The organism is Streptomyces sp. NPDC002676 (genome assembly GCF_053592455.1).
This window is the reverse complement of the sequence record NZ_JBSFVT010000019.1, coordinates 105,699-128,308: the sequence shown is the minus strand read 5'-3', so window position 1 is coordinate 128,308 and position 22,610 is coordinate 105,699. Positions and strand designations below refer to the sequence as shown.

The following is a 22,610-nucleotide window of genomic DNA, read 5'->3' as shown; positions in this document are numbered from 1 at the left end:
TACCAGGAGCACTCCTTGCAGCAACGCGAGATCCCCGACACGCCTGTCGCGCTCACCGAACTCGGCTTCGGCGCCTCCGTGATCGGCAACCTCTACCGCGTCACCCCGGTCGACGACGCGACCGCAGCCGTCGATACGGCCTGGGATGCGGGTATCCGCTACTTCGACACCGCACCGCACTACGGCCTCGGCCTCTCCGAGCGCCGTCTGGGCGCCGCCCTGCGGGGCCGTCCGCGTGACGAGTACGTCATCTCCTCCAAGGTGGGCAGGCTGCTGGTGCCCAACGAGGAACCGCGCGGCGTCGACACCGAGGGCTTCGTCGTACGCGACGACCTGCGCCGGCAGTGGGACTTCAGTCGCGACGGCGTGCTGCGCTCCATCGAGGACACCCTGCAGCGCACCGGCGTGGACCGCCTCGACATCGTCTACCTGCACGACCCGGACGACCACTGGCGGCAGGCCGCCGAGGAGGCCGTGCCCACCCTCGCGGACTTGCGCGACCAGGGTGTGATCGGCGCGATCGGCGCCGGGATGAACCAGTCGGCGATGCTCGCCCGCTTCCTGCGCGAGACCGCCGCCGACCTGGTGATGCTGGCCGGGCGCTACACGCTGCTGGACCAGTCGGCGCTGGACGACGTCCTGCCCGCCGCACAGGAACTCGGCAAGAGTGTCGTCGCGGTGGGCGTGTTCAACTCGGGACTGCTCTCCCGCGACCGGCCCGCCCAGGGCATGAAGTACGACTACCAGGACGCCCCGCCGGAGCTCGTCGCGAGAGCGCTGGCCATCGCCGAGGTCTGCGAGGCACACGGCACCACCCTGCCCGCCGCCGCCATCGCCTTCCCGCACACGCATCCCAGCATCATCAACGTCACTCTTGGCATGCGGACTCCGGAACAGGTCGGACGAAACGTGGAACTCCATGATCAGCACATCCCGGACGGCCTCTGGGACGCTCTCCACACTCAGGGGCTGATCAGGCCGGACGCGATCATGGGGCACGGTGGGGGGAGGGACGAGCGGTGTCTCTGACGGACAAGGCCATCGAGCAGATCCGTGAGCTGATCCGGACCGGTGCCCTGCCACCGGGCTCGAAGCTCCCGCCGGAGCCGGACCTGGCCGGACAGCTGGGGCTGTCCCGCAACCTCGCCCGCGAAGCGGTCAAGGCGTTGGCCGTCGCGCGGGTCCTGGAGGTGCGGCGGGGCGACGGCACGTATGTGACCAGCCTCCAGCCGAGCCTGCTGCTGGAGGGGCTCGGCGGCGCGGTGGAACTGCTGCAGGGCGACTCGGTCGCCCTGCAGGACCTCATGGAGGTACGGCGGCTCCTCGAACCGATCGCAACGGCCCTTGCCGCCACCCGGATCTCCGACGCCCAACTGTCCGAAGTGAAACGGCACTTGGACGCCATGCGCGAGGCTCGTGACGACGTCGGACAACTCAACGCCCACGACGCGGCCTTCCACCGCGCCGTCGTCTCGGCCACGGGCAACGAAACCCTCCTCACCCTCCTCGAAGGAATCTCCGGCCGCACCTTGCGCGCCCGTGTCTGGCGCGGCCTGGTCGACACCCAGGCCGCGGGCCGCACCCTCGCCGAGCACGAGGCGATCTTCAACGCGCTGTCCACCCGTGACCCCGCCCTCAGCCAGGCCGCCACACTGTTGCACGTGAGCAACACCGAGCAGTGGCTGAGGGAGTACCTGCGCTCCGGTGAACCCCTCCCCTTCGGAACGACAGCGCGGAAGTGACGGGCGGGCGCTGCCCGCCGTGGCGGAGGGCAGGCTGCACGACGCGGACGACCCCAGCGTTCATCCGCACGAACCGGGCGGCCGACACACGCTCGTCCACATCGCCGGCACCGCCGCAGCCCTGCACCCCCTGGGCGTAACCGAGGTCGTCGCGCACCGCTGCCGCTCGGCGGGGCCCGGGCGAACTTCGCGCAGGCGCCCTCCCGCGCTTCTGACGCGCGCAGCGGCATCCGGGACTGCTGCCGACCATCCGGGATCGTTGCAGACCTGCGTCTGCGTTCCTCGTGCGTCCAACTCCCGCGTGGACTTGCTGCGCAACCGAACACCGACCCGGTCGACGTGACAGGTCCGCCATTCCGCTACCGCGAACGCCCATGCCCGCAGGCGACGTTCGCCGAACAGGCCGACGGGCTGACCTTCCGGCACGGGCGGCGACGCGCCGGGCTGCAAGGGGTACTCGAACGGCCGGCGGTGATGCTGGCGCAACGGCACCATCCTGGTGGACATGGACACCCGGCGGCATCCCGGCGGCGCGCTGCATGATTTGCTCCGTGCCGACCGGGCGGCATTCGTGAACGAGCAGGGGCAGGCGGTGGTCCACGGGCAGCCCGCCCCAGAAAGGGTCAAGGACCCGGTCCGCCGTGCGGAAAGCGCACGCCGCGCTGGGCGCCAGGGCGCCAGGGCGGTGATCACCACGTTGGGAGGAGCGGGCGCGATCATCACCGATACGGGCGGCATCACCGCCGCGGTCCCGGCCATCCCCGCCGCAGTCAGGGACACCACCGGTGCTGGCGACGCGTTCGTCGCCAGCAGGTTCTTGGTCTGCTGGTGGTACAAGCTCGCGGACCACCCTGACCTGCGCAGACGGCCTTTCCACGGGGCACCGCACGGTGCCTTGGCCCGGGACTGGTCCGGATCCTGCTAGGGATCGCGTGAGACGGGTGGCCTTGCCTGGGGCAGGTGTGGCCTCGCATCTGTTCACCCATCAGAATCACCGCGCGCGCGACCGTCCGTACCGCTCCATGACCCTCGACGGCAGCGATGCGAACTGGACTCCGGTCCGCTCGCTGCCCGGCAGGCGGGCCCGCCCTCGCCGGTCGCGCAGGCGGTCGCGGGCGGGGGAAGATCTGGTGGTGAACTCATCTGTGGCGGAGGCCGTCTCCGTCGTTCTGCTGCTGGCGGTGCTGGCGTGCGCCGTCATTCGCCCGTTCGGGTGGCCGGAGGCGGTTGTCGCCGTCCCGGCTGCGGGCGTGGTGATCGCCACCGGGGCGCTCTCGCTGGCGCACGCCCGTGAGGAGGCGGAGCGGCTCGGGCCGGTGATCGGGTTCCTTGCGGCCGTCCTGGTCCTCGCCCAGCTGTGTGACGACGAGGGGTTGTTCCACGCGTGCGGGGCCTGGATGGCCCGTAGCGCGGCGGGGCGCCCGCGCCGCCTGCTGGTGCAGGTGTTCGCAGCCGCATCGTTGATCACCGCGGTGCTCAGTCTGGATGCCACGATCGTGCTGCTGACGCCGGTGGTGTTCGCCACCGCCGCCCGGCTCGGCGCCCGGCCGAAACCGCACGTCTACGCCTGCACCCACCTTTCGAACACCGCGTCGCTGCTGCTGCCGGTCTCCAACCTCACCAACCTGCTCGCATTCGCCGCCAGCGGGCTGAGCTTCACGCGCTTCGCCGCCCTGATGGCTTTGCCCTGGCTGGTGGCCATCACCACCGAGTACGTGGTCTTCCGCCGGTTCTTCGCCACCGACCTGGACGCAGGAGCTCAGGCCCCACGCACCCCCGAGCAACGCGAACTGCCGGTGTTCGCCCTGGTCACAGTGGCCTGCACGCTGGCCGGTTTCGTCCTCACCTCCATGGTGGACGTCAACCCCGCCTGGGCGGCCTTCGCCGGCGCCCTCGTGCTCGCCGTGCGGGCTCTGGCCCAGCGCCGTACCACGCCCACCGCTATCGTGCGGGCCGCCGCGCTACCGTTCCTCGCCTTCGTCCTGGCCCTGGGACTGGTGGTCCGCGCGGTCGTCGACAACGGGCTGGCGGCGGGGCTGGGGCACCTGATCCCGGGCGGTACGGGACTGGTGGCGTTGTTCGGTATCGCGGCCCTGGCCGCGGTGCTGGCCAATGTCATCAACAACCTGCCCGCCGTGCTGGTGCTGCTGCCGCTGACCGCCGCGTCCGGGCCGGGCGCGGTCCTGGCAGTCCTGCTGGGGGTGAACATCGGCCCGAACCTCACCTACGCCGGCTCCCTGGCCACGCTGCTGTGGCGGCGCATCGTGCATGAACACGACAGTAACGTCGAACTCGGTGAGTTCACCCGGCTCGGTGTGTTCACCGTGCCTGCCGCCCTGGGGCTGTCGGTGGTGGCACTGTGGACCTCGCTCACCCTCATCGGAGGCTGACCGTCATGAAAGTCATCGCCTGGATCACCGAGGGCACCTGGCCCGCCGGCATCGACGCCGCCCGCGCCCACGCGCCCGACGACGCCGACATCGTGCTGCTCCACGTCACCCCGGCCGACGTCCCGGGCGCGGCGCACGGCGCCTTCGCCGGTCTGCTCGGCCGCGGCCATGGCGAACGCGACCCCGGCACGCAGGTGGAGCACCTGGCCGCTGCCTCCGCCGAGACATTCCTGGCCGAAGCCGCGCAGCGTCTGGGCCGCCCTTGCGCCCGCGTCGAGCGGACCGGCCGCGTCGAGCGAGAGGTCGTCGCCGCTGCCGAGGGCGCCGACCTGCTCATCGTCACCCGCGACGGTGACCGGACCCATCTCGGGCCGCGCAGCCTCGGGCATGCCGGCCGTTTCATCGTCGACCACGCCCCGTGCCCCGTCCTGCTGGTGTGGCCCGAGCCCGCACCCGGCATCGACACCATCCCGCCCCCGCCGCCCAACCCGCCGCACCACCGATAGCGGCAGGCACCCGGCACCGGACCGTCCTGCGCAGCCAGGAGCATGGGCGACGGTGAAGCAGACCGATTCTTGGCGATGATGCCCGTGATGCGGCTGCTGCCGATCTCCTGTCCCGGTCGTCTCATCCCGGACGTGGAACGCGCAGCCGGGTGCGAGCAGTCGAGGTACAGCAGACCCCGGTGACAGGGATCCTGGCAGCTGAGCCCGGCTCTTTCACTCTCGCGGTGCCGGTGCGCGCCGACAGCGAGCCGATGCCCCGTCGACATGGCCTGTACGGCGTCCGCAGGCAGGCCCCTGGGAGCTCCTCACGCCTCCCGTTGGGCAGGCTTCGGCGGGACACCCCGTCGACGCCCCGCTGTACCGGTGACGGGTGGCTCCGAGGAGCGCAGGTGTTCCTTCAGCCACTGCTCGGTGTTGTTGACGTGCATGAGGGCGGCGGCCTGGCTCAGGAAGACGTCGCGGGTGGAGAGGGCAGTGAAGATCGACTCGTGTTCGGCGAGCGTGCGGCCCGCGGCCTGGTCGTCGACCAGGCCGCGCCAGATCCGGGCGCGCAGCGTACGGCCCGAGATGCCTTCCAGGAGCGTGAGCAGCGAGTCGTTGCCCGTCGCGGAGATGACGGTCCGGTGGAAGGCCGCGTCGTGGGCATTGAGCTGCTCGACGTCGTCGTGGGCCTCGCGCATGGCGTCCAGATGGCGCTTGACCTCGGCCAGTTGGTCGTCGGAGATCCGGGTGGCGGCCAGCGCGGTGGCCGCCGGCTCCAGGAGCCGGCGGACCTCCATCAGGTCCAGCAGGGCGGCCGAGTCGCTCTGCAGGAGTTCCACGGCTCCGCCCAGGCCCTCGAACAGCAGGCTGGGCTCGAGACTGGTCACGTACGTGCCGTCGCCTCGCCGGACGTCCAGCACGCGTGCGACGGCCAGTGCCTTGACCGCCTCGCGGGCGAGGTTGCGGGACAGGCCCAGCTGGGCGGCGAGGTCCGCCTCCGGCGGCAGCTTCGAACCCGGAGGCAGTGCGCCACTGCGGATCAGCTCACGGATGTGCTCGATGGCCTTGTCGGTCAAAGACACCGCGCACTCCTCCCGCGACCGGTCCGCGCCGGTACGTCCGCCCTGATCAGGCCCCGAGCGCGAAGGTCGGCCCACACACCGTCGGGAACGGGCCGAAGGTGAAGCTGCACGTTTCGTTCGACCTGTTCGAGATTTCGCATGCCCAGGGTGACGTTGATGATACGTGCGGGGAAAGGCCATGGCTGCGGCGGGCAGGCTCGTCTCGTGCTCCGCGCAGACCCGGGCGATCTCCTGGGCACGCGCGACCCGCTCCGGCGGAGCTTCCCGGTGGTCGTACGTCATTCCCTCGGCGGGCCGGTCGTGGGAGAGCAGTCCGGAGTTGAACACGCCGACGGCGACCACACTTTTGCCCAGTTCCCGCGCGGCGGGCAGGACGTCGTCCCGGCGCCGACTGGTCCAGCAGCGTGTAGCGCCCGGCCAGCATCCTGGTCGCGCAGCTCTCCCAGGGCCGGCATGGTCTCCTCGGCGGCCTGCCGCCAGTGGTTGTCCGGGTCGTGCAGGTAGACCACGTCCAGGCGGCCCAGCCGCGTCTGGGCCCCGTGATCGGTGTGCAGGATGGCGCCGGCGAGGCTGCCGCGGCACCGCTCAGCGGCGGCCAGGGCCTCGGTGACCAGTTCGGCGCGCATGTGGTCGTCGATCGCCCAGCCTGCCAGGCGCCGGGAGGCGAGGCCGATGACCGTGGCCAGGTACAGGAACTTCCCGCCGGCCGCGGGAGACAGGTGATGTCACCGGCGTACCTCGTGTTCACCGCCACTGCGGTCAAGCCACGGCCGAAGAGGTCGGCTGCCTTCGCGGCGGCCGGGTCCGTGATGGCGGTCCGGTGCTTCCTGCGCAGCCGCAGCCCGGCCAGGCCGACCTGGCGCATGATGCGGGCGACCTTCTTGTGGTTGACCAACTCGCCCGTCTCACGCAGTTCGGCGGTGATCCTGGGGACCCCGTAGGTGCCGTCCGCGTCCTGGTGAACCTCGCTTCACGCCGAAGCGGCGCTGGTGGTCGGCGACGAAATGGAAGCGGCTCACCAGCGCGTCTGCCCGGCGAAATACTTCGCCGCCTTGCGCAGGATCTCGCGCTCCTCCTTCAGCTCGCGGACCTTCTTGCGCAGGGCCGCGCTCTCCGCCTCCAGGGGAGTAGGCGGCTTGGCCGGCATCTCCGCCCGGCGGGCCCGGGGCCGACTTGCCCCGGCCGCCCGTACCCGGTTCCGCAGCGTCTCCGGGTTGACCCCCAGATCAGCGGCAACCGACCTGAGCGTCGCTCCCGGGCGCGACCGGTACAGCGCGACCGCGTCCGCCTTGAACTGCGGCGGACAGTGCTTCATGAGCGCCACGCCGTAGTCCACTCGGCACTCCAGTCATCTGGCATGACCAGCCGACCGGCGGCATCGGCCGGGATGGCGTGCATTCGGGCGAGATCGTGAAATGTGGATCTGCCCGACCAGGGGGTGGCAGCGCTCGATGCGCCAACGGGCGTGCGATCGAGCAGCAGGGGCTGGGGGTCCTCGTGTCCGCCTTACATGCAAAGTGTTCGGTGCGTTCCGAGGTGCTGAGCCCGCTCCGTGATGCGCTCACTTGATCAGAATCGTCGGCGAACAGAAGGTGTTCGGGTGAGTGATCCAGCGGCGCTGTGGGAAGGACCCGGGGGTGGCGCCATGGTTGCTGATGTGCCGTTCCAGGCTGCCGGAGGAGGAAGGGGCGTCTCTTGCGGTGCAAGACAGGTAGGTTTGTGAACCTGTACCGATGTGCCAAGAACCCTCGGCAGACAGCTCCACAAGGTGCTGAGGGTGGTTGGCGAAAGTGCAGGTCAACGTGATGCTCCGGAGACACCTGGCGGCTGGGGTCACACCTGCGGGCATGGGCGACCCCGGGCTCTTCACTCCGAGATCAGTGACCTGGCACCTGCACGCCGACCCCATGATGTGGGTCGCCGGCATCCGCGCGCTCTACCTCCAGGCCCTGCACCCACGTGCGGTGCGCGGAGTCATGCAGAACTCCGACTTCCGGCGCGACGCCTGGGGCAGACTGATGCGCACGGCCGGCTTCGTGGGCACGACGACGTACGGCACGACGGAGGCCGCCGAACGGATCGGGGCCCGGGTCCGGAAGATCCACACCAAGCTGTCGGCCACGGATCCGGACACGGGCGAGCGGTACGGCGTCGACGAACCCGCCCTGCTGCTGTGGGTGCACTGCGCGGAGATCGACTCCTATCTGCACGTCGTGCGCCGCTCCGGCTTCCCGCTCGACGACACCCTGGCTGACCGGTACATAGCCGAACACCGCGTCAGCGCAAGGCTGGTGGGCCTCGACCCGGACGCCGTACCGGCCAACCAGGCCGAGATGAACGCCTACTTCGAAAAGGTACGGCCGGAACTCGCCGCGGGCGACGAGGCCCGCGTGGTGGACGACTTCCTGCTCCGCCCGCCGACACACCCCCTACTCGTGCCGGCCCGCGAGGTCCTGTGGCGGCACGTGGCCCACTTGGCGTACTCCTCCCTGCCGCCGTACGCCCATGAGCTGTACGGCAGGCCGGCCCCCGCACCCGAGGTCGTCACCCGCCGACTGCGCGCAACGGGCGCCCTGTTCCGCGCCTTTCCCTCCAAGCTGCGCTGGCAGCTGCCGCCCAAACACATCCTGACCGCGATGGCGAGGCTCGGGCCCAGGGCGCGTCCGGCGCCGCACAAAGTCGGGCGATAGGCCGCCACGCCGGGCGAGCAGGTCCGGACCCGCCTCTGGCCGCCGTGGATCTTCCCGTGTTACGAAGAACCATGTCTGCCACGTCTGCCACCGAGGGAACCTGCACGTACGACGCCGTCATCGTCGGGGGCGGCCACAACGGCCTGGTCGCCGCCGCCTACCTGGCCCGGGCCGGCCGCTCCGTGCTGGTGCTGGAACGCCTGGACCACACCGGCGGCGCCGCCGTCTCCACCCGCCCGTTCGCGGGCGTCGACGCCCGCCTGTCGCGCTACTCCTACCTGGTCAGCCTGCTGCCGTCGAAGATCGTGCGCGACCTCGGGCTGGACTTCCGGGTCCGGGCCCGCACCATCTCCTCGTACACCCCCGTGGAGCGCGACGGACGGGCCACCGGACTGCTCGTCGGCGGCGGCGAGGAGCGCACCCGCGCGGCGTTCGCCCGGCTCACCGGCGGCGAGCACGAGTACGCGGCCTGGCAGCGCTTCTACGACATGACCGGCCGCCTCGCCCAGCGCGTGTTCCCGACGCTCACCGAACCTCTGCCCAGCCGTGACGAGCTGCGACGCCGCATCGACGACGAGAGCGCCTGGCGGGCCCTGTTCGAGGAGCCGATCGGCGTCGCCGTCGAGGAGAACTTCACCGACGACCTGGTCCGGGGCGTGGTCCTCACCGACGCCCTCATCGGCACCTTCGCCGACGCGCACGATGCCTCCCTGGCCCAGAACCGCTGCTTCCTCTACCACGTCATCGGTGGTGGCACCGGCGCCTGGGACGTGCCCGTCGGAGGCATGGGCGCCCTCACCGACGCACTGGCCGCCGCCGCGCGCACGGCGGGCGCGGTCATCGAGACCGGGCACGAGGCGGTCCGCATCGACACCGACGGACGGACCGCCGAGGTCGTCTACCGTACGCCCGACGGCGAGGGCGTCGCGGCGGCCCGGCACGTCCTGGTCAACGCCTCCCCGGAGGAGCTGGCCGTGCTGACGGGCGATACGGCGCCCGAAGCCGCCGAGGGTGCCCAGCTCAAGGTCAACATGCTGCTCAAGCGGCTACCGAAGCTGCGCGACCCCTCAGTCGACCCCCGCGAGGCCTTCGCGGGCACCTTCCACATCGCCGAGGGCTACCGGCAGCTGGCCACCGCCCACGCCCAGGCCTGCGCCGGTGAACTCCCGGCCGCGCCGCCCTCGGAGATCTACTGCCACTCCCTGACCGACCCCTCCATCCTCGGCCCCGACCTCGTCGAGCGCGGCTACCAGACGCTCACCCTTTTCGGGCTGCACACCCCGGCGCGGCTCTTCGCCCGGGACAACGACGGCGTGCGCGAAGAACTGCTGAAGTCCACCCTCACCCAGCTCGACGCCCACCTTGCCGAACCCCTCGCCGACTGCCTCGCCACCGATGCGGACGGGCGCCCCTGCATCGAGGCGAAGACCCCGCTCGACCTCGAACGCGACCTGCGGCTGCCCGGCGGCAACATCTTCCACCGCGCCCTGTCCTGGCCGTACGCCCAGGAGGGAAGCGGGCGTTGGGGCGTGGAGACCCGGCACGCGAACGTCCTGCTGTGCGGGGCGGGCGCGGTGCGCGGGGGCGGGGTTAGCGGGGTGCCGGGGCACAACGCGGCGATGGCGGTGCTGGAGGCGACGTCGTGACGCGATGAGGTGGAAATGACGGGGCGAGTGAACTGACGGTACGTCAGAAAAACCCTTCCGTTGCCTTCCTTCGGCACGGCGGCTGCGGCATCCTGCGCCCATGCAGACGGAGCTGAGCAAGCAACTGGGAGTCGAGCACGCCGTCTTCGGCTTCACGCCGTTCCCCGCCGTCGCCGCGGCCATCAGCCGGGCCGGCGGTTTCGGAGTGCTCGGCGCGGTCCGCTACACCGCCCCCGATGACCTCAAACGCGACCTCGACTGGATCGAGGCGCACGTCGGGGGCCGGCCCTACGGGCTGGACGTCGTCATGCCCGCGAAGAAGGTCGAGGCCACGGAGAACCGGACACTGACCGAGGCCGACGTCGAGGCCATGATCCCCGAGGGACACCGGCAGTTCGTGCGGGACACCCTCACCAAGTACGGCGTGCCCGAACTCGCTGAGGGCGAGGCCTCCGGGTGGCGGATCACCGGCTGGATGGAGCAGGTCGCCCGCAGCCAGCTCGACGTCGCCTTCGACTATCCGATCAAGCTGCTGGCCAACGCCCTCGGCTCCCCGCCCGCCGACGTCGTCGCCCGCGCCCACGACCGGGGGATCCTGGTCGCCGCGCTCGCCGGCAGCGCCCGGCACGCCCGCAAGCACCAGGAGGCGGGCATCGACATCGTCGTGGCCCAGGGGTACGAGGCCGGCGGCCACACCGGGGAGATCGCCTCCATGGTGCTGACTCCGGAGGTGGTCGAGGCCGTCGACCCGCTGCCGGTGTTGGCCGCAGGGGGCATCGGCAGCGGACAGCAGGTGGCGGCTGCCCTCACACTCGGTGCCCAAGGTGTGTGGATGGGCTCCATATGGCTGACCACCACAGAAGCGGACCTCCACTCGCCCGCCCTGACCCGCAAGCTGCTCGCCGCCGGTTCCGGCGACACCGTCCGGTCCCGCGCCCTGACCGGGAAGCCCGCCCGTCAGCTCCGCACCGAGTGGACCGACGCCTGGGACGACCAGGCGGGGCCCGGCACACTGCCGATGCCCCTGCAGGGCCTGCTGGTCGCCGAGGCTGTCTCCCGTATCCAGAAGTACGAGGTCGAACCGCTGCTCGGCACGCCCGTCGGCCAGATCGTCGGCCGGATGACCAGCGAACGCAGCGTCCAGGCCGTCTTCGACGACCTCACCCGCGGCTTCGAGCGGGCCGTGGACCGGCTCAACCGCATCGCCGGAAGGAGCGGCCAGGCATGAGCGAAGTTGTGAACACACCCCCCGTCGGCTTCTGGGCCCAGGCCCGCCAGGACCCCGGGCGCACGGTCCTGATCGCACCCGACGGCGAGCAGTGGACCGCCGGACGCCTGCACGCGGCCGCCAACCGGCTCGTGCACGGGCTGCGCGCGGCCGGACTGCGGCGCGGTGACGCCTTCGCCGTCGTCCTGCCCAACGGCGTCGAGTTCTTCACCGCCTACCTCGCCGCCACCCAGGCCGGGTTCTACCTGGTCCCGGTCAACCACCACCTGGTCGGCCCCGAGATCGCCTGGATCGTCGCCGACTCCGGGGCCAAGGTGCTCATCACGCACGAGCGGTTCGCCGGGGCCGCGCGTGACGCCGCCGACGAAGCGCGCCTCCCGGCTACGCACCGCTACGCGGTCGGCGCGGCCGAGGGCTTCCGGCCGTACGCCGAACTCCTCGACGGACAGCCCGGGTCGGCGCCCGCCGACCGCACGCTCGGCTGGGTCATGAACTACACCTCCGGTACGACGGGACGCCCGCGCGGCATCCGCCGCCCGCTGCCCGGAAAGCCCCCCGAGGAGGCCTACCTCGGCGGCTTCCTCGGCATCTTCGGCATCAGGCCGTTCGACGGCAACGTCCACCTGGTCTGCTCGCCGCTCTACCACACGGCCGTCCTCCAGTTCGCGGGCGCGTCCCTGCACATCGGCCACCGCCTGGTGCTGATGGACAAGTGGACCCCGCAGGAGATGCTCCACCTCATCGACACCCACAGGTGCACCCACACCCATATGGTCCCCACCCAGTTCCACCGGCTGCTGGCGCTGCCGGACGAGGTGCGGGCCCGCTACGACGTGACGTCCATGCGGCACGCCATCCACGGCGCCGCCCCCTGCCCGGACCATGTGAAGCGAGCCATGATCGACTGGTGGGGTAGCTGCGTGGAGGAGTACTACGCGGCCAGCGAGGGCGGCGGTGCCTTCGCCACCGCCGAGGACTGGCTGAAGAAGCCCGGCACCGTCGGCAAGGCCTGGCCCATCAGCGAACTCGCCGTTTTCGACGACGACGGCAACCGGCTCCCGCCCGGCGAACTCGGCACCGTCTACATGAAGATGAGCACCGGCGGCTTCTCGTACCACAAGGACGAGACCAAGACGCGCAAGAACCGCATCGGCGACTTCTTCACCGTCGGCGACCTCGGCTACCTGGACGAGGACGGCTATCTCTTCCTCCGCGACCGCAAGATCGACATGATCATCTCCGGTGGGGTCAACATCTACCCCGCCGAGATCGAGTCCGTGCTGCTCGCCCACCCCGCCGTCGCGGACGCCGCAGCCTTCGGCGTCCCGCACGACGACTGGGGGGAGGAGGTCAAGGCCGTCGTGGAACCGGCCCCCGGCCACCAGCCCGGCCCCGACCTCGCCGGCGCGCTCCTCGGCCACTGCGCCGAGCGGCTCGCCGGCTACAAGCGGCCCAGGAGCGTCGACTTCGTCACCGAGCTGCCCCGCGACCCCAACGGCAAGCTGTACAAGCGGCGGCTGCGCGATCCCTACTGGGAGGGACGCACCCGGCAGGTGTGAGTCGCCCGCATTCTCCCCGGCACAGTCCTTGACCTGCCCGTCCGGCGGCCCGAGGATCGGCAGTCATGACGCAGGAACCGCAGGAACCGCAGGCACCGCCGGGACGAGGCAGCACGGTCGACGGGGTGCTGCGGCGCAGCGCCCGCCGCACCCCGGCGCGCATCGCGCTGGAGTACGGCGAGCGGACGTGGACGTACGAGGAACTCGACGGCGCCGTCTCCCGCGCCGCCGCACTGCTGCTCGCCCAGGGCCTTGCGCCGGGGGACCGGGTCGGCGCGTACGGCCACAACTGCGACGCCTATCTCATCGGCTTCCTCGCCTGTGCCCGCGCCGGCCTGGTCCATGTGCCGGTCAACCAGAACCTCACCGGCGACGACCTGGCGTACCTGGTCCGCCAGTCGGGCAGCACGCTGGTGCTCGCCGACCCGGACCTGGCGGAACGACTGCCCGACGGCGTACGGGTGTTGCCGCTCCGTGACGCCGAGGGCTCGCTGCTGTCCCGGCTGGCGGACACACCGCCGTACGACGGGCCCGAGCCGCGCACCGAGGACCTGGTGCAGCTGCTGTACACCTCCGGCACCACCGCCCTGCCCAAGGGCGCGATGATGACCCACCGGGCCCTGGTGCACGAGTACTTGAGCGCGATCACCGCCCTCGACCTGAGCGCGGGCGACCGGCCCGCGCACGCGCTGCCGCTGTACCACTCGGCGCAGATGCACGTGTTCCTGCTGCCCTACCTCGCGGTCGGCGCAACGAACATCATCCTCGACGCCCCCGACGGGGACCGGCTGTTCGACCTGGTCGAAGCGGGGCGCGTGGACAGCCTGTTCGCGCCTCCCACGGTGTGGATCGGCCTGGCGAACCGGCCCGACTTCGCCACCCGGAACCTCGACGGCCTGCGCAAGGCGTACTACGGCGCGTCCATCATGCCGGTCCCCGTGCTGCGACGGCTGCGCGAACGGCTGCCCGGTCTGGCCTTCTACAACTGTTTCGGACAGAGCGAGATCGGCCCCCTGGCCACGGTGCTCGGACCCGGCGAGCACGAGGGCCGACTGGACTCGTGCGGCCGGACCGTGCTGTTCGTGGACGCGCGCGTGGTGGACGACAAGGGGGAGGACGTGCCCGACGGCACGCCCGGTGAAATCGTCTACCGCTCACCGCAGTTGTGCGAGGGCTACTGGGACAAGCCCGAGGAGACCGCGGAAGCCTTCCGTGACGGCTGGTTCCACTCCGGTGACCTCGCGGTGCGCGACCCGGAGGGCTACTTCACCATCGTCGACCGGGTGAAGGACGTCATCAACTCCGGTGGCGTACTGGTCGCTTCACGCCAGGTCGAAGACGCCCTCTACACCCACGAAGCCGTCGCCGAGGCCGCCGTGATCGGCCTGCCCGACGAACGCTGGATCGAGGCCGTCACCGCGGTCGTCGTCCCGCGCGGCGACGTCACGGAGGCCCAACTCGTCTCCCACGTGAGGGAGAAGCTCCCTGCGTTCAAGGCGCCCAAGAAGGTGCTCTTCGTGGAAGAACTGCCGCGCAACGCGAGCGGCAAGATCCTCAAACGGGAGCTGCGGGACCGGTTCAGCGGCTGAACCCCGCGGGGCGCCTGCCGGGCGGCGGTTGACCTCAAGCTTGGTTGAGCTTCTACGTTCGTGGTCATCGGTAGCAGCCCGACCAAGGAGGCAGTTCCATGACCACGCACACGCCTGCGACCACGCCCACGGCCACCGCCCCTGAGACCTACCGCAACGCCGTGATCGCCCATGTGATGATCGACGGCGCCGCCGCCGCGATCGACTTCTACACCGAGGCGTTCGGTGCCGCGGAACTCTTCCGCCTCGCGGGCCCGGACGGACGCATCGTGCATGCCGAGGTCAGCGTCCAGGGCTCCACCATCATGCTGGGCGATGCCGAGGGGCCGGTCTTCAGTGCACCGACCGCCCTCGGCGGCACCACGGTGGGACTGCACGCCTACGTCGCCGACGTCGACGCATTGGCGAGGCAGGCCGTCGCGGCCGGCGCGGAACTGCTCCAGCCCCCGGCCGACCAGTTCCACGGCGACCGCACGACGATTCTGCGCGACCCCTTCGGGCACGTCTGGGTCTTCCTCACGCACATCGAGGACCTGACACCGGACGAGATCGCCCGCCGGGCCCGGCAACTCTTCCACTGACCCTAACGCGGCCGGAGATCGACGATCCGGCGGATCTTGCCCACCGACCGTTCCAGCGACTCCGGCTCCACGATCTCCACGTCCACGGACACGCCGATGCCGTCCTTCACGGCGGCGACGATGGAGCGGGCGGCTGCCTCCCGGGTCTCCGGGGTGGCCCCTTGGCGGGCCTCGGCGCGGACGGTGAGTGCGTCCAGGCGGCCCTCCCGGGTGAGGCGGAGCTGGAAGTGCGGTGCCACGCCCGGGGTGCGCAGCACGATCTCCTCGATCTGGGTCGGGAAGAGGTTGACCCCGCGCAGGATCACCATGTCGTCGCTGCGGCCGGTGATCTTCTCCATCCGCCGGAACACCCGGGCCGTGCCGGGCAGCAGCCGGGTCAGGTCCCGGGTCCGGTACCGGATGACCGGCATGGCCTCCTTGGTGAGCGAGGTGAACACCAGCTCGCCCTGCTCACCGTCCGGCAGCACCTCGCCGGTGATCGGATCCACCACCTCCGGATAGAAGTGGTCCTCCCACACATGGAGGCCGTCCTTGGTCTCCACACACTCCTGGGCCACACCCGGGCCTATCACCTCGGACAGCCCGTAGATGTCCACGGCGTCGATCGCGAACCGCTCCTCGATCTCGCGCCGCATCTGCTCGGTCCACGGCTCCGCCCCGAATACGCCCACCCGCAGCGAGGTGCCGCGCGGGTCCACGCCCTGCCGTTCGAACTCGTCCAGCAGGGTGAGCATGTAGGAGGGGGTGACCATGATGATGTCCGGTTCCAGGTCCCGGATCAGCTGGACCTGGCGGGCCGTCATGCCGCCCGACGCGGGGATGACCGTACAGCCCAGGCGTTCGGCGCCATAGTGGGCGCCCAGGCCGCCCGTGAACAGTCCATAGCCGTACGCCACATGCACCGTGTCACCGGGCCGGCCGCCCGCCGCCCGGATCGAACGCGCCACCATGTCGGCCCACACGGAAAGGTCGTTGTCCGTGTAGCCGACCACCGTCGGGAGTCCCGTGGTGCCGCTCGACGCATGGATACGGCGGACCTGATCGCGGGGCACGGCGAACATCCCGTACGGGTAGTTCTCGCGCAGGTCGGCCTTGGTGGTGAAGGGGAAGCGGGCCAGGTCGGCGAGGGAACGGCAGTCGTCCGGGTGGACCCCGGCCTTGGTGAAGGAGTCGCGATAGAAGGGCACGTGGTCGTAGGCGTGCCGCAACGAGGTGCGCAGCCGCTCCAGCTGAAGCGCCCGCAGCTCCTCCGGTCCGAGCCGTTCGCCCGCGTCGAGCAGGTCCGTCGCATCCGCCATCGGGACGTCTCCCTCACCAGCCGCACATTCCGGACGACCGATCATTCGGTCGCTCTGTTCGGGGCCAGTAATTCAGGCCAATCGGTTCCAGGCAAGAGGTCTGCCGTGATTTTCCGCGCGGACCCCGGCCCTGCGTCCGCCCTCGCCCCTGGTCCGGTCGGTAATGCCTTGCGGAGCGGCGGGCGGCACCGTGATGATCTCCGCATGCCCACCTTCACCGCGGCCGACGGGACCCGGCTCGCCTACCACCTCCGGGGCGCCGGCGAGCACCTCGCCGTCCTGCCCGGCGGCCCCATGCGCGCCTCCGCCTACCTCGGGGACCTGGGCGGACTCACCGCTCATCGCCGGCTCACCCTGCTCGATCTGCGGGGCACGGGTGAGTCCGAGGCGCCGGTGGACCCGTCGACCTACCGCTGTGACCGGATGGTCGAGGACGTCGAGCTATGGCGCGCCCACATGGGGCTGGAGCACATGGATCTGCTCGCCCACTCGGCCGGCGGCGCCCTGGCGATGCTCTACGCGGCCCGTTACCCGCACCGGGTACGGCGGCTCGTGCTGATCACGCCCAATCCGTCGGCTCTGGGGATGCGGGCGACTCCCGAGGACCGGCTGGCCGCGGCCCGCCTGCGGGCGGACGAGCCCTGGTTCGCGGAGGCCTTCCCCGCCTTCCGGGCCTGGCTGGCCGGTGAGGCCGACTTCGACGACGTGTTCCTGCCGTTCTTCTACAGCCGCTGGGACGAGGCGGCCCGGGCCCACACGGACGCCGAGCTGGAACAGACCAACGAGGAGGCGGCCGAACGCTACTTCGGCGAGGGCGCCTTCACCCCGGACGCGACTCGGGCGGCCCTCGCCGCGCTGGCCGCCCCGGTCCTCGTGCACGCGGGCGAGGCCGACGGCGGCCCCCGCCCCGACCTGGCCCGCCGCACCGCCGCCGCCTTCCCGCACGCCGAGGTCGCCGTCCAGCCAGGGGCCGGCCACTACCCCTGGCTGGACGACCCGCAGTGGTTCGTGCACCGCGTCACCGCCTTCCTCGACGCGGACGCCCATGGCGACGGTGGCGGCGATCTGCCGTCGGCAGAGCGGGGATTGCGGGCCTGACCGCGCGGCCAGCCTCCCGGCATGGACACCGCACCGCGGTTCGTGACCGCGAACGGCATCAGGCTCGCCTGCCGCGTCCGGGGCCCGGAGGGCGCCCCGCCCGTCGTGCTGCTGCACTGCCGGGGCGCCGACGGCGCGGACTGGACGCGGATCGCCGACCGGCTCGCCGCGCCGCCGCACCCGCGCCGCGTCTACGCACCGGACCTGCGCGGCCACGGGCGCAGCGACTGGCCCGGGGAATACTCCTGCCAGCTGATGCGTGACGACGTCCACGCCCTGCTCGCGGCGCTCGGCGTCGACCGCGTCGACGTCGTGGGCCACTCGCTGGGCGGTGTCGTCGCCTACCTGCTGGCCCAACGCCACCCCGGTGCCGTACGGCGGCTGGTGCTGGAAGACGTGTGCGCGCCCGTGCCGCTCGATCCGCCCCGGCCCCTCGCCGACCAGCCCGAGGAGGAGCTGCCCTGCGACTGGCTGATGGTGCGGGCCACCGACGCACAACGCAACGCACCCCCTCCGGTGTGGTGGGACCACATGGAGCGGATCACCATGCCCACCCTGGTGATCGGGGGCGGCGCGACCAGCCCCATCCCGCAGGACCAGGTCGCACAGCTGGCGCACCTCATCCCGGACGCCCGGCTGGTGACCCTGGACACCGGGCATCTGGTGCACGAGACCCGGCCGGAGGAGTACCTGGCCGTACTGGAGCCCTTCCTGGCAGGGGACGACGCCCCGGTCAGTGCGAAGGCGGGCCGTACGCCCGCATGAACCGGTCCCGGAACGCGCTCATCGGCCAGACGGGAGCGTCCGCAGCCGGTTTCAGTCCCGCCGTCCAGCCCCAGCCGGAGATCCGGGCCAGGATCTTCGGGTCGTGGGCGACGATCGTGATTGGCACGTCCTTGCGCAGGCTGCCCGAGGTCACGGCCGGCACCGGCTGGTGGTCGCCGAGGAAGACCAGAACGGTGCGTTCGTCGCCGTAGCGCCGCAGGAAGCCGACGAGGCTGCGCAGCGAGTACGCGATGGCATTGCGGTACTCGGTGCGCACGCTCTCCGGGTTCCTCCAGACCTCCTCGGGGTCCTTGCCCTGCTTCTTGATGCCCCGGAAGACCGAGCCGTCGCCCAGGTCCGCCCAGTCGACCGCTCGGGGCACGGGTGCCCAGGGGTGATGGCTGGACGTGAGGATGATCTCCGCCATCAGCGGACTCCGGCGGCGCCTGTCGAACTCCAGCCGCCGGAAAGCCTCCAGGGTGAACTGGTCCGGCACCTGTGACCAGCCGAAGCGCGGACCGTGGTATCCGAGGTGGGTGGCGTCGTAGACGTGCTCCAGGCCGAAGAACTTTCCCTCGGGCCAAGCCCGTTCCACCCCGGGCACGATGCCGGCCGTGCGCCAGGCGCCGGTCTCGCGGAAGTACCGGGTGAGGGTCATTCGGTCGCCCGAGGTCAGATTGCGGAACCGCTGCTGGTTGGAGATCCACAGGCCGGACAGGAACGTCGAGTGCGCCAGCCAGCTGCCGCCGCCCGTCACCGGCGACCCGAGCCAGCCGCTGCGCGCCGTGAAACCGGCCGCCTTCAGCGAGGCGGTGCCCTCCTTCAGGACCTCGCCGATGCGCGGGGCCATCGCCGGGTCCTCGATGGCCGTACGGCCGTAACTCTCCACGAACGTGAACAGCACGTCCTTGCCACGCAGTCCGGTCAGCAGCCGCTCGCGCGGGGTGTGCGCGAAGGCGTCGGCGGCGGCCTCCCGGCGGAACACCTGGGCGTCCTGGAGACCGGTGCGGACCTGCTGGACGCGGTCGGCGACGAGCTCGGCGTCCGTCTTGGCGGCGACCGGGGCGTCGCCGACCCGCAGGCCCAGGGTGACGCAGACGATCCAGGCGGTGCCCAGCACGATGATGCCCTTCATGGCGGGCTGACGGTGCCGGGCCAACAGGCGGGACAGCCGGACCATGGCGAGCGTGGTGAGGACAAGCAGCGCCAGCGCGAGCAGCAAGACGCAGCCGAGAGCGAGCAGTTCATCGGTCCGGCCGAAGGACTTGCGCAGGAAGTCCGCCGCGGCGTCGAGCACCACCCAGTCCAGCACCAGGTCGAAGGGGCGCTCCAGCACCGAGTAGAAGCCCATGTCCAGGCACTTGAGGACAGTCAGCAGCCCGAGCAGCAGGCCGACGGCGACCGCGGCCAAACCCCGCATCCGGGGCGGCAGTACGAGCAGCAGTGCGGCGAGGAGGACGGCCTCGGCCGGGATGCGCAGGAACGCGTCGAGGGTCAGCTGGTCCAGGTGGTTCGGCAGCAGCAGGGCGCCGAGCACCAGGACGGCGGCCAGAACGGTCGTCGCGACGGCGGCCCCGCGCGCCAGCCGGGATGCTCGGGGTGTTGCCGAGAAGTCCTCACCCGTCTCATCGCTCTCCGAGACGTCGTCGGGCGGTAGTTGACGAGTAATGAGGTGCGACACCCGAAGGTCCTTCCGTGCGTGCCCCGATCGGGCGCGCACAGCGTATGTTGGCGCGCCCCGCACGACGGTGGGACACTCCGGGGCAGACTCACGTTTCCGCAGGTAACCGGCGCGTCCCGAAGGCCGCACGCCCGCTACCGGTCGTACTTGTCGTGCTGGTTCCACAGGTCCTGGCGGTCCGCCGACACTGCCACCTCCCGGGCCCACCGGTAGTCCGCCTTGCCGCTCGGGGAGCGGCGGATGGCGTCCGTGATCACCAGCTGGCGGGGGATCTTGTAGCCGGCCAGCCGGGTACGGCAGTGGTCCTGGATGTCGGTGAGCGACGGTCGGCGCGCCCCCTTGCGCAACTGGACGACGGCCGCCACATGGTTGCCCCATCGCGCGTCCGGCACCCCGGCGACCAGCGCGTCGTACACGTCCGGGTGGGCCTTGAGCGCCTGCTCGACCTCCTCCGGATACACCTTCTCCCCACCGGTGTTGATGCACTGCGAGCCGCGGCCGAGGACGGTGACGACCCCCTCCTCGTCGACCGTCGCCATGTCGCCCAGCAGCACCCAGCGGATGCCGTCCTTCTCGAAGAAGGTCTCGGCGGTCTTTTGCGGGTCGTTGTAGTAGCCGAGCGGCACATGGCCGCACTGGGCGACCCGGCCGACCTCACCCACCGCGACCGGCTCGTGCGTCGCCGGGTCCACCACCTGCGTACGGGAGTTGACCCGGATGCGGAAACCCCGCTCGGGCCCCGAGTCCTCCGTCGCCGTGCCGTTGAAGCCGGACTCGGACGAACCGAAGTTGTTCAGCAGCAGCGCGTTCGGGACCAGCTCGCGGAACTGCCGCCGTACCGTCTCCGACATGATCGCGCCCGAGGAGGAGACGCTGAACAGCGCCGAACAGTCCGTGCCCCTCAGCGGCCCGTTCAGCGCGTCGATCAGCGGCCGGAGCATCGCGTCGCCGACCAGGGACACGCTGGTGACCTTCTCCTTCTCGACCGTGCGCAGCACCTCCTCCGGCACGAACCGGCGGTGCAGCACCACCCGTTGGCCGAAGTTGAAACCGATGAACGCGGTGAGCGTCGAGGTGCCGTGCATCAGCGGGGGAGTGGGGAAGAAGGTGATTCCGGAGCCGCCCGCGGCGACCCGTTCGGCCAGCTCCTTCGGTGCCTTCACCGGCTCGCCGGTCGGCGCCCCGCCGCCCAACCCGGCGAAGAACAGGTCCTCCTGACGCCACATCACGCCCTTCGGCATGCCGGTCGTGCCGCCGGTGTAGATGATGAACTGGTCGTCGCCGGAACGGGCCGAAAAGCCCCGCTCGGACGACCCGGACGCCTCCGCCTCCTCGAACGGCAGCGCCCCCGGCACCTCGCCGCCGGCCGTCCCCACGCGCAGCAGATGCCGCAGTCCCGGCGCGTGCGGCAGCGCCCCCGCCACCCGCTCCCCGAACTCCGCGTCGAAGACCAGTGCCGCAAGGTCGGCGTCCTGGTAGAGGTACACCAACTCCTCTTCGACATAGCGGTAGTTGACGTTCACCGGGACGATGCGGGCCTTCAGGCAGGCCAGCACCGTCTGCAGGTACTCCACGCCGTTGTACAGATGCAGGCCCAGATGCTCGCCGGGGCGCAGACCGGCGTCGATCAGGTGATGGGCGACGCGGTTGGCGGCGGCGTCCAGCTCCGCGTACGTCAGACGGCGCTCCGCGCCCGTGCCGGGGTGGTCGAGGTACACGAGCGCCTCGCGGTCCGGGACCACGTCGACGACGGACTCGAACAGATCGGCAAGGTTGTACTCCACCGCTCCTCCTGACCCCGGCGCTCCCGGCGAAGAAAGGGCATCTGTCGGCTCGCCGGTCATCAGAGCAAAGGGCGGCGCAACTGGGAAGGGTGCGCGCGAAGAAATCTGACTGACTGTCAGAAAGCCCTTGAAGTGCCCCCTCGCCTACTGCAACCTGTTCTCGTTCTCACCGAGGGGAGAAGAGCAATGGGAGGGACGGAACACCTCACCGTGCGGCGCGAGGGCGCCACACTGGTGCTCACGCTCAACAGGCCGGACGCGAAGAACGCGCTCTCGCTGCCCATGCTCGTCGGCCTGTACGACGGCTGGGCCGAGGCCGACGAGGACGACGCGATCCGCTCGATCGTGCTCACCGGGGCCGGCGGAGCCTTCTGCGCCGGCATGGACCTCAAGGCCCTGGCCGGCCAGGGCATGGCCGGGGAGCACTACCGCGACCGGCTCAAGGCCGACCCCGATCTGCACTGGAAGGCCATGCTGCGCCACCAACGGCCCCGCAAACCGGTGATCGCCGCAGTCGAGGGGTACTGCGTCGCGGGCGGCACCGAGATCCTCCAGGGCACCGACATCCGCGTCGCGGGCGAGTCCGCGACCTTCGGCCTGTTCGAGGTGAGGCGCGGCCTCTTCCCGATCGGCGGCTCGACGGTCCGCCTGCAGCGCCAGATCCCGCGCACCCACGCCCTGGAGATGCTGCTCACCGGACGGCCCTACAGCGCCGCCGAGGCCGCCCGGATCGCGCTGATCGGGCACGTCGTCCCCGACGGCACCGCGCTCGCCAAGGCGCTGGAGATCTCCGAGCAGATCAACGCCTGCGGTCCACTCGCCGTCGAGGCCGTGAAGGCATCGGTGTACGAGACCGCGGAGCTGACCGAGACCGACGGCCTCGCCGCCGAACTCGCCCGCGGCTGGCCGGTCTTCGACACCGCCGACGCCAAGGAAGGCGCCCGCGCCTTCGCGGAGAAACGGCCCCCCGTCTACAAGCGCGCGTGACC

20 protein-coding genes and 2 pseudogenes are annotated in these 22,610 nt (G+C 71.1%); 15 read left to right on the top strand and 7 right to left on the bottom strand.

The genetic code is table 11. The annotated features are described in order from the left end of the window. The first annotated feature begins 15 nt into the window (after positions 1-15). From ACWD3E_RS34890 to ACWD3E_RS34865, 6 genes are all read left to right on the top strand, one after another. Positions 16-1,029 (top strand): aldo/keto reductase, encoded by a 1,014-nt coding sequence (locus ACWD3E_RS34890; RefSeq protein WP_451391534.1) that lies wholly within the window; start codon positions 16-18, stop codon positions 1,027-1,029. Then, positions 1,020-1,742, top strand: coding sequence for a FadR/GntR family transcriptional regulator (locus ACWD3E_RS34885; RefSeq protein WP_451391533.1), 723 nt, complete (start codon positions 1,020-1,022; stop codon positions 1,740-1,742). The genes ACWD3E_RS34890 and ACWD3E_RS34885 overlap by 10 nt, the downstream gene beginning before the upstream one ends. Continuing rightward, entirely contained in the window at positions 1,705-2,085 is a 381-nt protein-coding gene (larC, locus tag ACWD3E_RS34880) for a nickel insertion protein (RefSeq protein ID WP_451391532.1), read from the top strand. Before ACWD3E_RS34885 ends, larC begins: the two co-directional genes overlap by 38 nt. A gap of 162 nt (positions 2,086-2,247) precedes the next feature. Next, positions 2,248-2,667 carry a PfkB family carbohydrate kinase gene (locus ACWD3E_RS34875; RefSeq protein ID WP_451391531.1) on the top strand — a complete coding sequence of 140 codons (420 nt, stop codon included), beginning with the start codon at positions 2,248-2,250 and terminating at the stop codon, positions 2,665-2,667. Between the two features lie 208 nt (positions 2,668-2,875). Then, positions 2,876-4,132, top strand: coding sequence for an SLC13 family permease (locus ACWD3E_RS34870; RefSeq protein WP_451391530.1), 1,257 nt, complete (start codon positions 2,876-2,878; stop codon positions 4,130-4,132). 5 nt (positions 4,133-4,137) lie between these two features. Continuing rightward, entirely contained in the window at positions 4,138-4,638 is a 501-nt protein-coding gene (locus ACWD3E_RS34865) for a universal stress protein (protein WP_451391529.1), read from the top strand. 305 nt (positions 4,639-4,943) lie between these two features. On the opposite strand, the gene ACWD3E_RS34860 is transcribed toward ACWD3E_RS34865, so the two are convergent. From ACWD3E_RS34860 to ACWD3E_RS34845, 4 genes and pseudogenes are all read right to left on the bottom strand, one after another. Further along, a complete protein-coding gene (locus ACWD3E_RS34860; RefSeq protein ID WP_451391528.1) occupies positions 4,944-5,702 on the bottom strand; it encodes a FadR/GntR family transcriptional regulator in 759 nt (252 codons plus the stop codon). After that, positions 5,693-6,421, bottom strand: a pseudogene (locus ACWD3E_RS34855) (aldo/keto reductase). The gene ACWD3E_RS34860 and the pseudogene ACWD3E_RS34855 overlap by 10 nt, the downstream one beginning before the upstream one ends. 116 nt (positions 6,422-6,537) lie before the next feature. Next, positions 6,538-6,657 (bottom strand): annotated as a pseudogene (locus ACWD3E_RS34850) (IS3 family transposase); the annotation flags it as partial. Between the two features lie 60 nt (positions 6,658-6,717). Beyond that, on the bottom strand, positions 6,718-7,038 hold the full coding sequence (locus ACWD3E_RS34845; RefSeq protein WP_451391527.1) for a transposase: 321 nt from the start codon (positions 7,036-7,038) through the stop codon (positions 6,718-6,720). Positions 7,039-7,549: 511 nt separating this feature from the next. Here ACWD3E_RS34845 and ACWD3E_RS34840 point away from each other — a divergent pair. The 6 genes from ACWD3E_RS34840 to ACWD3E_RS34815 all read left to right on the top strand — a co-directional run bounded on the left by ACWD3E_RS34840 (position 7,550) and on the right by ACWD3E_RS34815 (position 14,995). Next, the gene (locus ACWD3E_RS34840) at positions 7,550-8,392 is read left to right on the top strand and encodes an oxygenase MpaB family protein (protein WP_451391526.1); all 843 of its coding nucleotides are present in this window, start codon (positions 7,550-7,552) and stop codon (positions 8,390-8,392) included. A 71-nt stretch (positions 8,393-8,463) separates the two neighbouring features. Next, on the top strand, positions 8,464-10,038 hold the full coding sequence (locus ACWD3E_RS34835; protein ID WP_451391525.1) for a phytoene desaturase family protein: 1,575 nt from the start codon (positions 8,464-8,466) through the stop codon (positions 10,036-10,038). A 100-nt stretch (positions 10,039-10,138) separates the two neighbouring features. Next, positions 10,139-11,266 (top strand): NAD(P)H-dependent flavin oxidoreductase, encoded by a 1,128-nt coding sequence (locus ACWD3E_RS34830; protein WP_451391524.1) that lies wholly within the window; start codon positions 10,139-10,141, stop codon positions 11,264-11,266. Further along, entirely contained in the window at positions 11,263-12,825 is a 1,563-nt protein-coding gene (locus ACWD3E_RS34825) for an acyl-CoA synthetase (RefSeq protein ID WP_451391523.1), read from the top strand. The genes ACWD3E_RS34830 and ACWD3E_RS34825 overlap by 4 nt, the downstream gene beginning before the upstream one ends. 65 nt (positions 12,826-12,890) lie before the next feature. After that, a complete protein-coding gene (locus ACWD3E_RS34820) occupies positions 12,891-14,414 on the top strand; it encodes an acyl-CoA synthetase (RefSeq protein ID WP_451391522.1) in 1,524 nt (507 codons plus the stop codon). Positions 14,415-14,512: 98 nt separating this feature from the next. Then, positions 14,513-14,995, top strand: a complete 483-nt coding sequence (locus ACWD3E_RS34815; protein WP_451391521.1) for a VOC family protein — start codon at positions 14,513-14,515, stop codon at positions 14,993-14,995. 2 nt (positions 14,996-14,997) lie between these two features. Here the strand turns inward: ACWD3E_RS34815 and paaK are convergent, their stop codons facing one another. Then, the gene (gene paaK / locus ACWD3E_RS34810) at positions 14,998-16,293 is read right to left on the bottom strand and encodes a phenylacetate--CoA ligase PaaK (RefSeq protein ID WP_451391520.1); all 1,296 of its coding nucleotides are present in this window, start codon (positions 16,291-16,293) and stop codon (positions 14,998-15,000) included. Positions 16,294-16,497: 204 nt separating this feature from the next. Here paaK and ACWD3E_RS34805 point away from each other — a divergent pair, with 204 nt between their 5' ends. Next, positions 16,498-17,391, top strand: a complete 894-nt coding sequence (locus tag ACWD3E_RS34805) for an alpha/beta fold hydrolase (RefSeq protein WP_451391519.1) — start codon at positions 16,498-16,500, stop codon at positions 17,389-17,391. Positions 17,392-17,412: 21 nt separating this feature from the next. After that, positions 17,413-18,156 carry an alpha/beta fold hydrolase gene (locus tag ACWD3E_RS34800; protein ID WP_451391518.1) on the top strand — a complete coding sequence of 248 codons (744 nt, stop codon included), beginning with the start codon at positions 17,413-17,415 and terminating at the stop codon, positions 18,154-18,156. On the opposite strand, the gene ACWD3E_RS34795 is transcribed toward ACWD3E_RS34800, so the two are convergent. Together ACWD3E_RS34795 and ACWD3E_RS34790 are read right to left on the bottom strand one after the other, a co-directional pair. Continuing rightward, the gene (locus ACWD3E_RS34795; RefSeq protein WP_451391517.1) at positions 18,125-19,837 is read right to left on the bottom strand and encodes a sulfatase; all 1,713 of its coding nucleotides are present in this window, start codon (positions 19,835-19,837) and stop codon (positions 18,125-18,127) included. The two genes, ACWD3E_RS34800 and ACWD3E_RS34795, sit on opposite strands and share 32 nt — an antisense overlap. Positions 19,838-19,971: 134 nt before the next feature. After that, positions 19,972-21,621 carry an acyl-CoA synthetase gene (locus tag ACWD3E_RS34790; RefSeq protein ID WP_451391516.1) on the bottom strand — a complete coding sequence of 550 codons (1,650 nt, stop codon included), beginning with the start codon at positions 21,619-21,621 and terminating at the stop codon, positions 19,972-19,974. 186 nt (positions 21,622-21,807) lie between these two features. Here ACWD3E_RS34790 and ACWD3E_RS34785 point away from each other — a divergent pair, with 186 nt between their 5' ends. After that, a complete protein-coding gene (locus tag ACWD3E_RS34785; protein ID WP_451391515.1) occupies positions 21,808-22,608 on the top strand; it encodes a crotonase/enoyl-CoA hydratase family protein in 801 nt (266 codons plus the stop codon). Positions 22,609-22,610 lie beyond the last annotated feature (2 nt).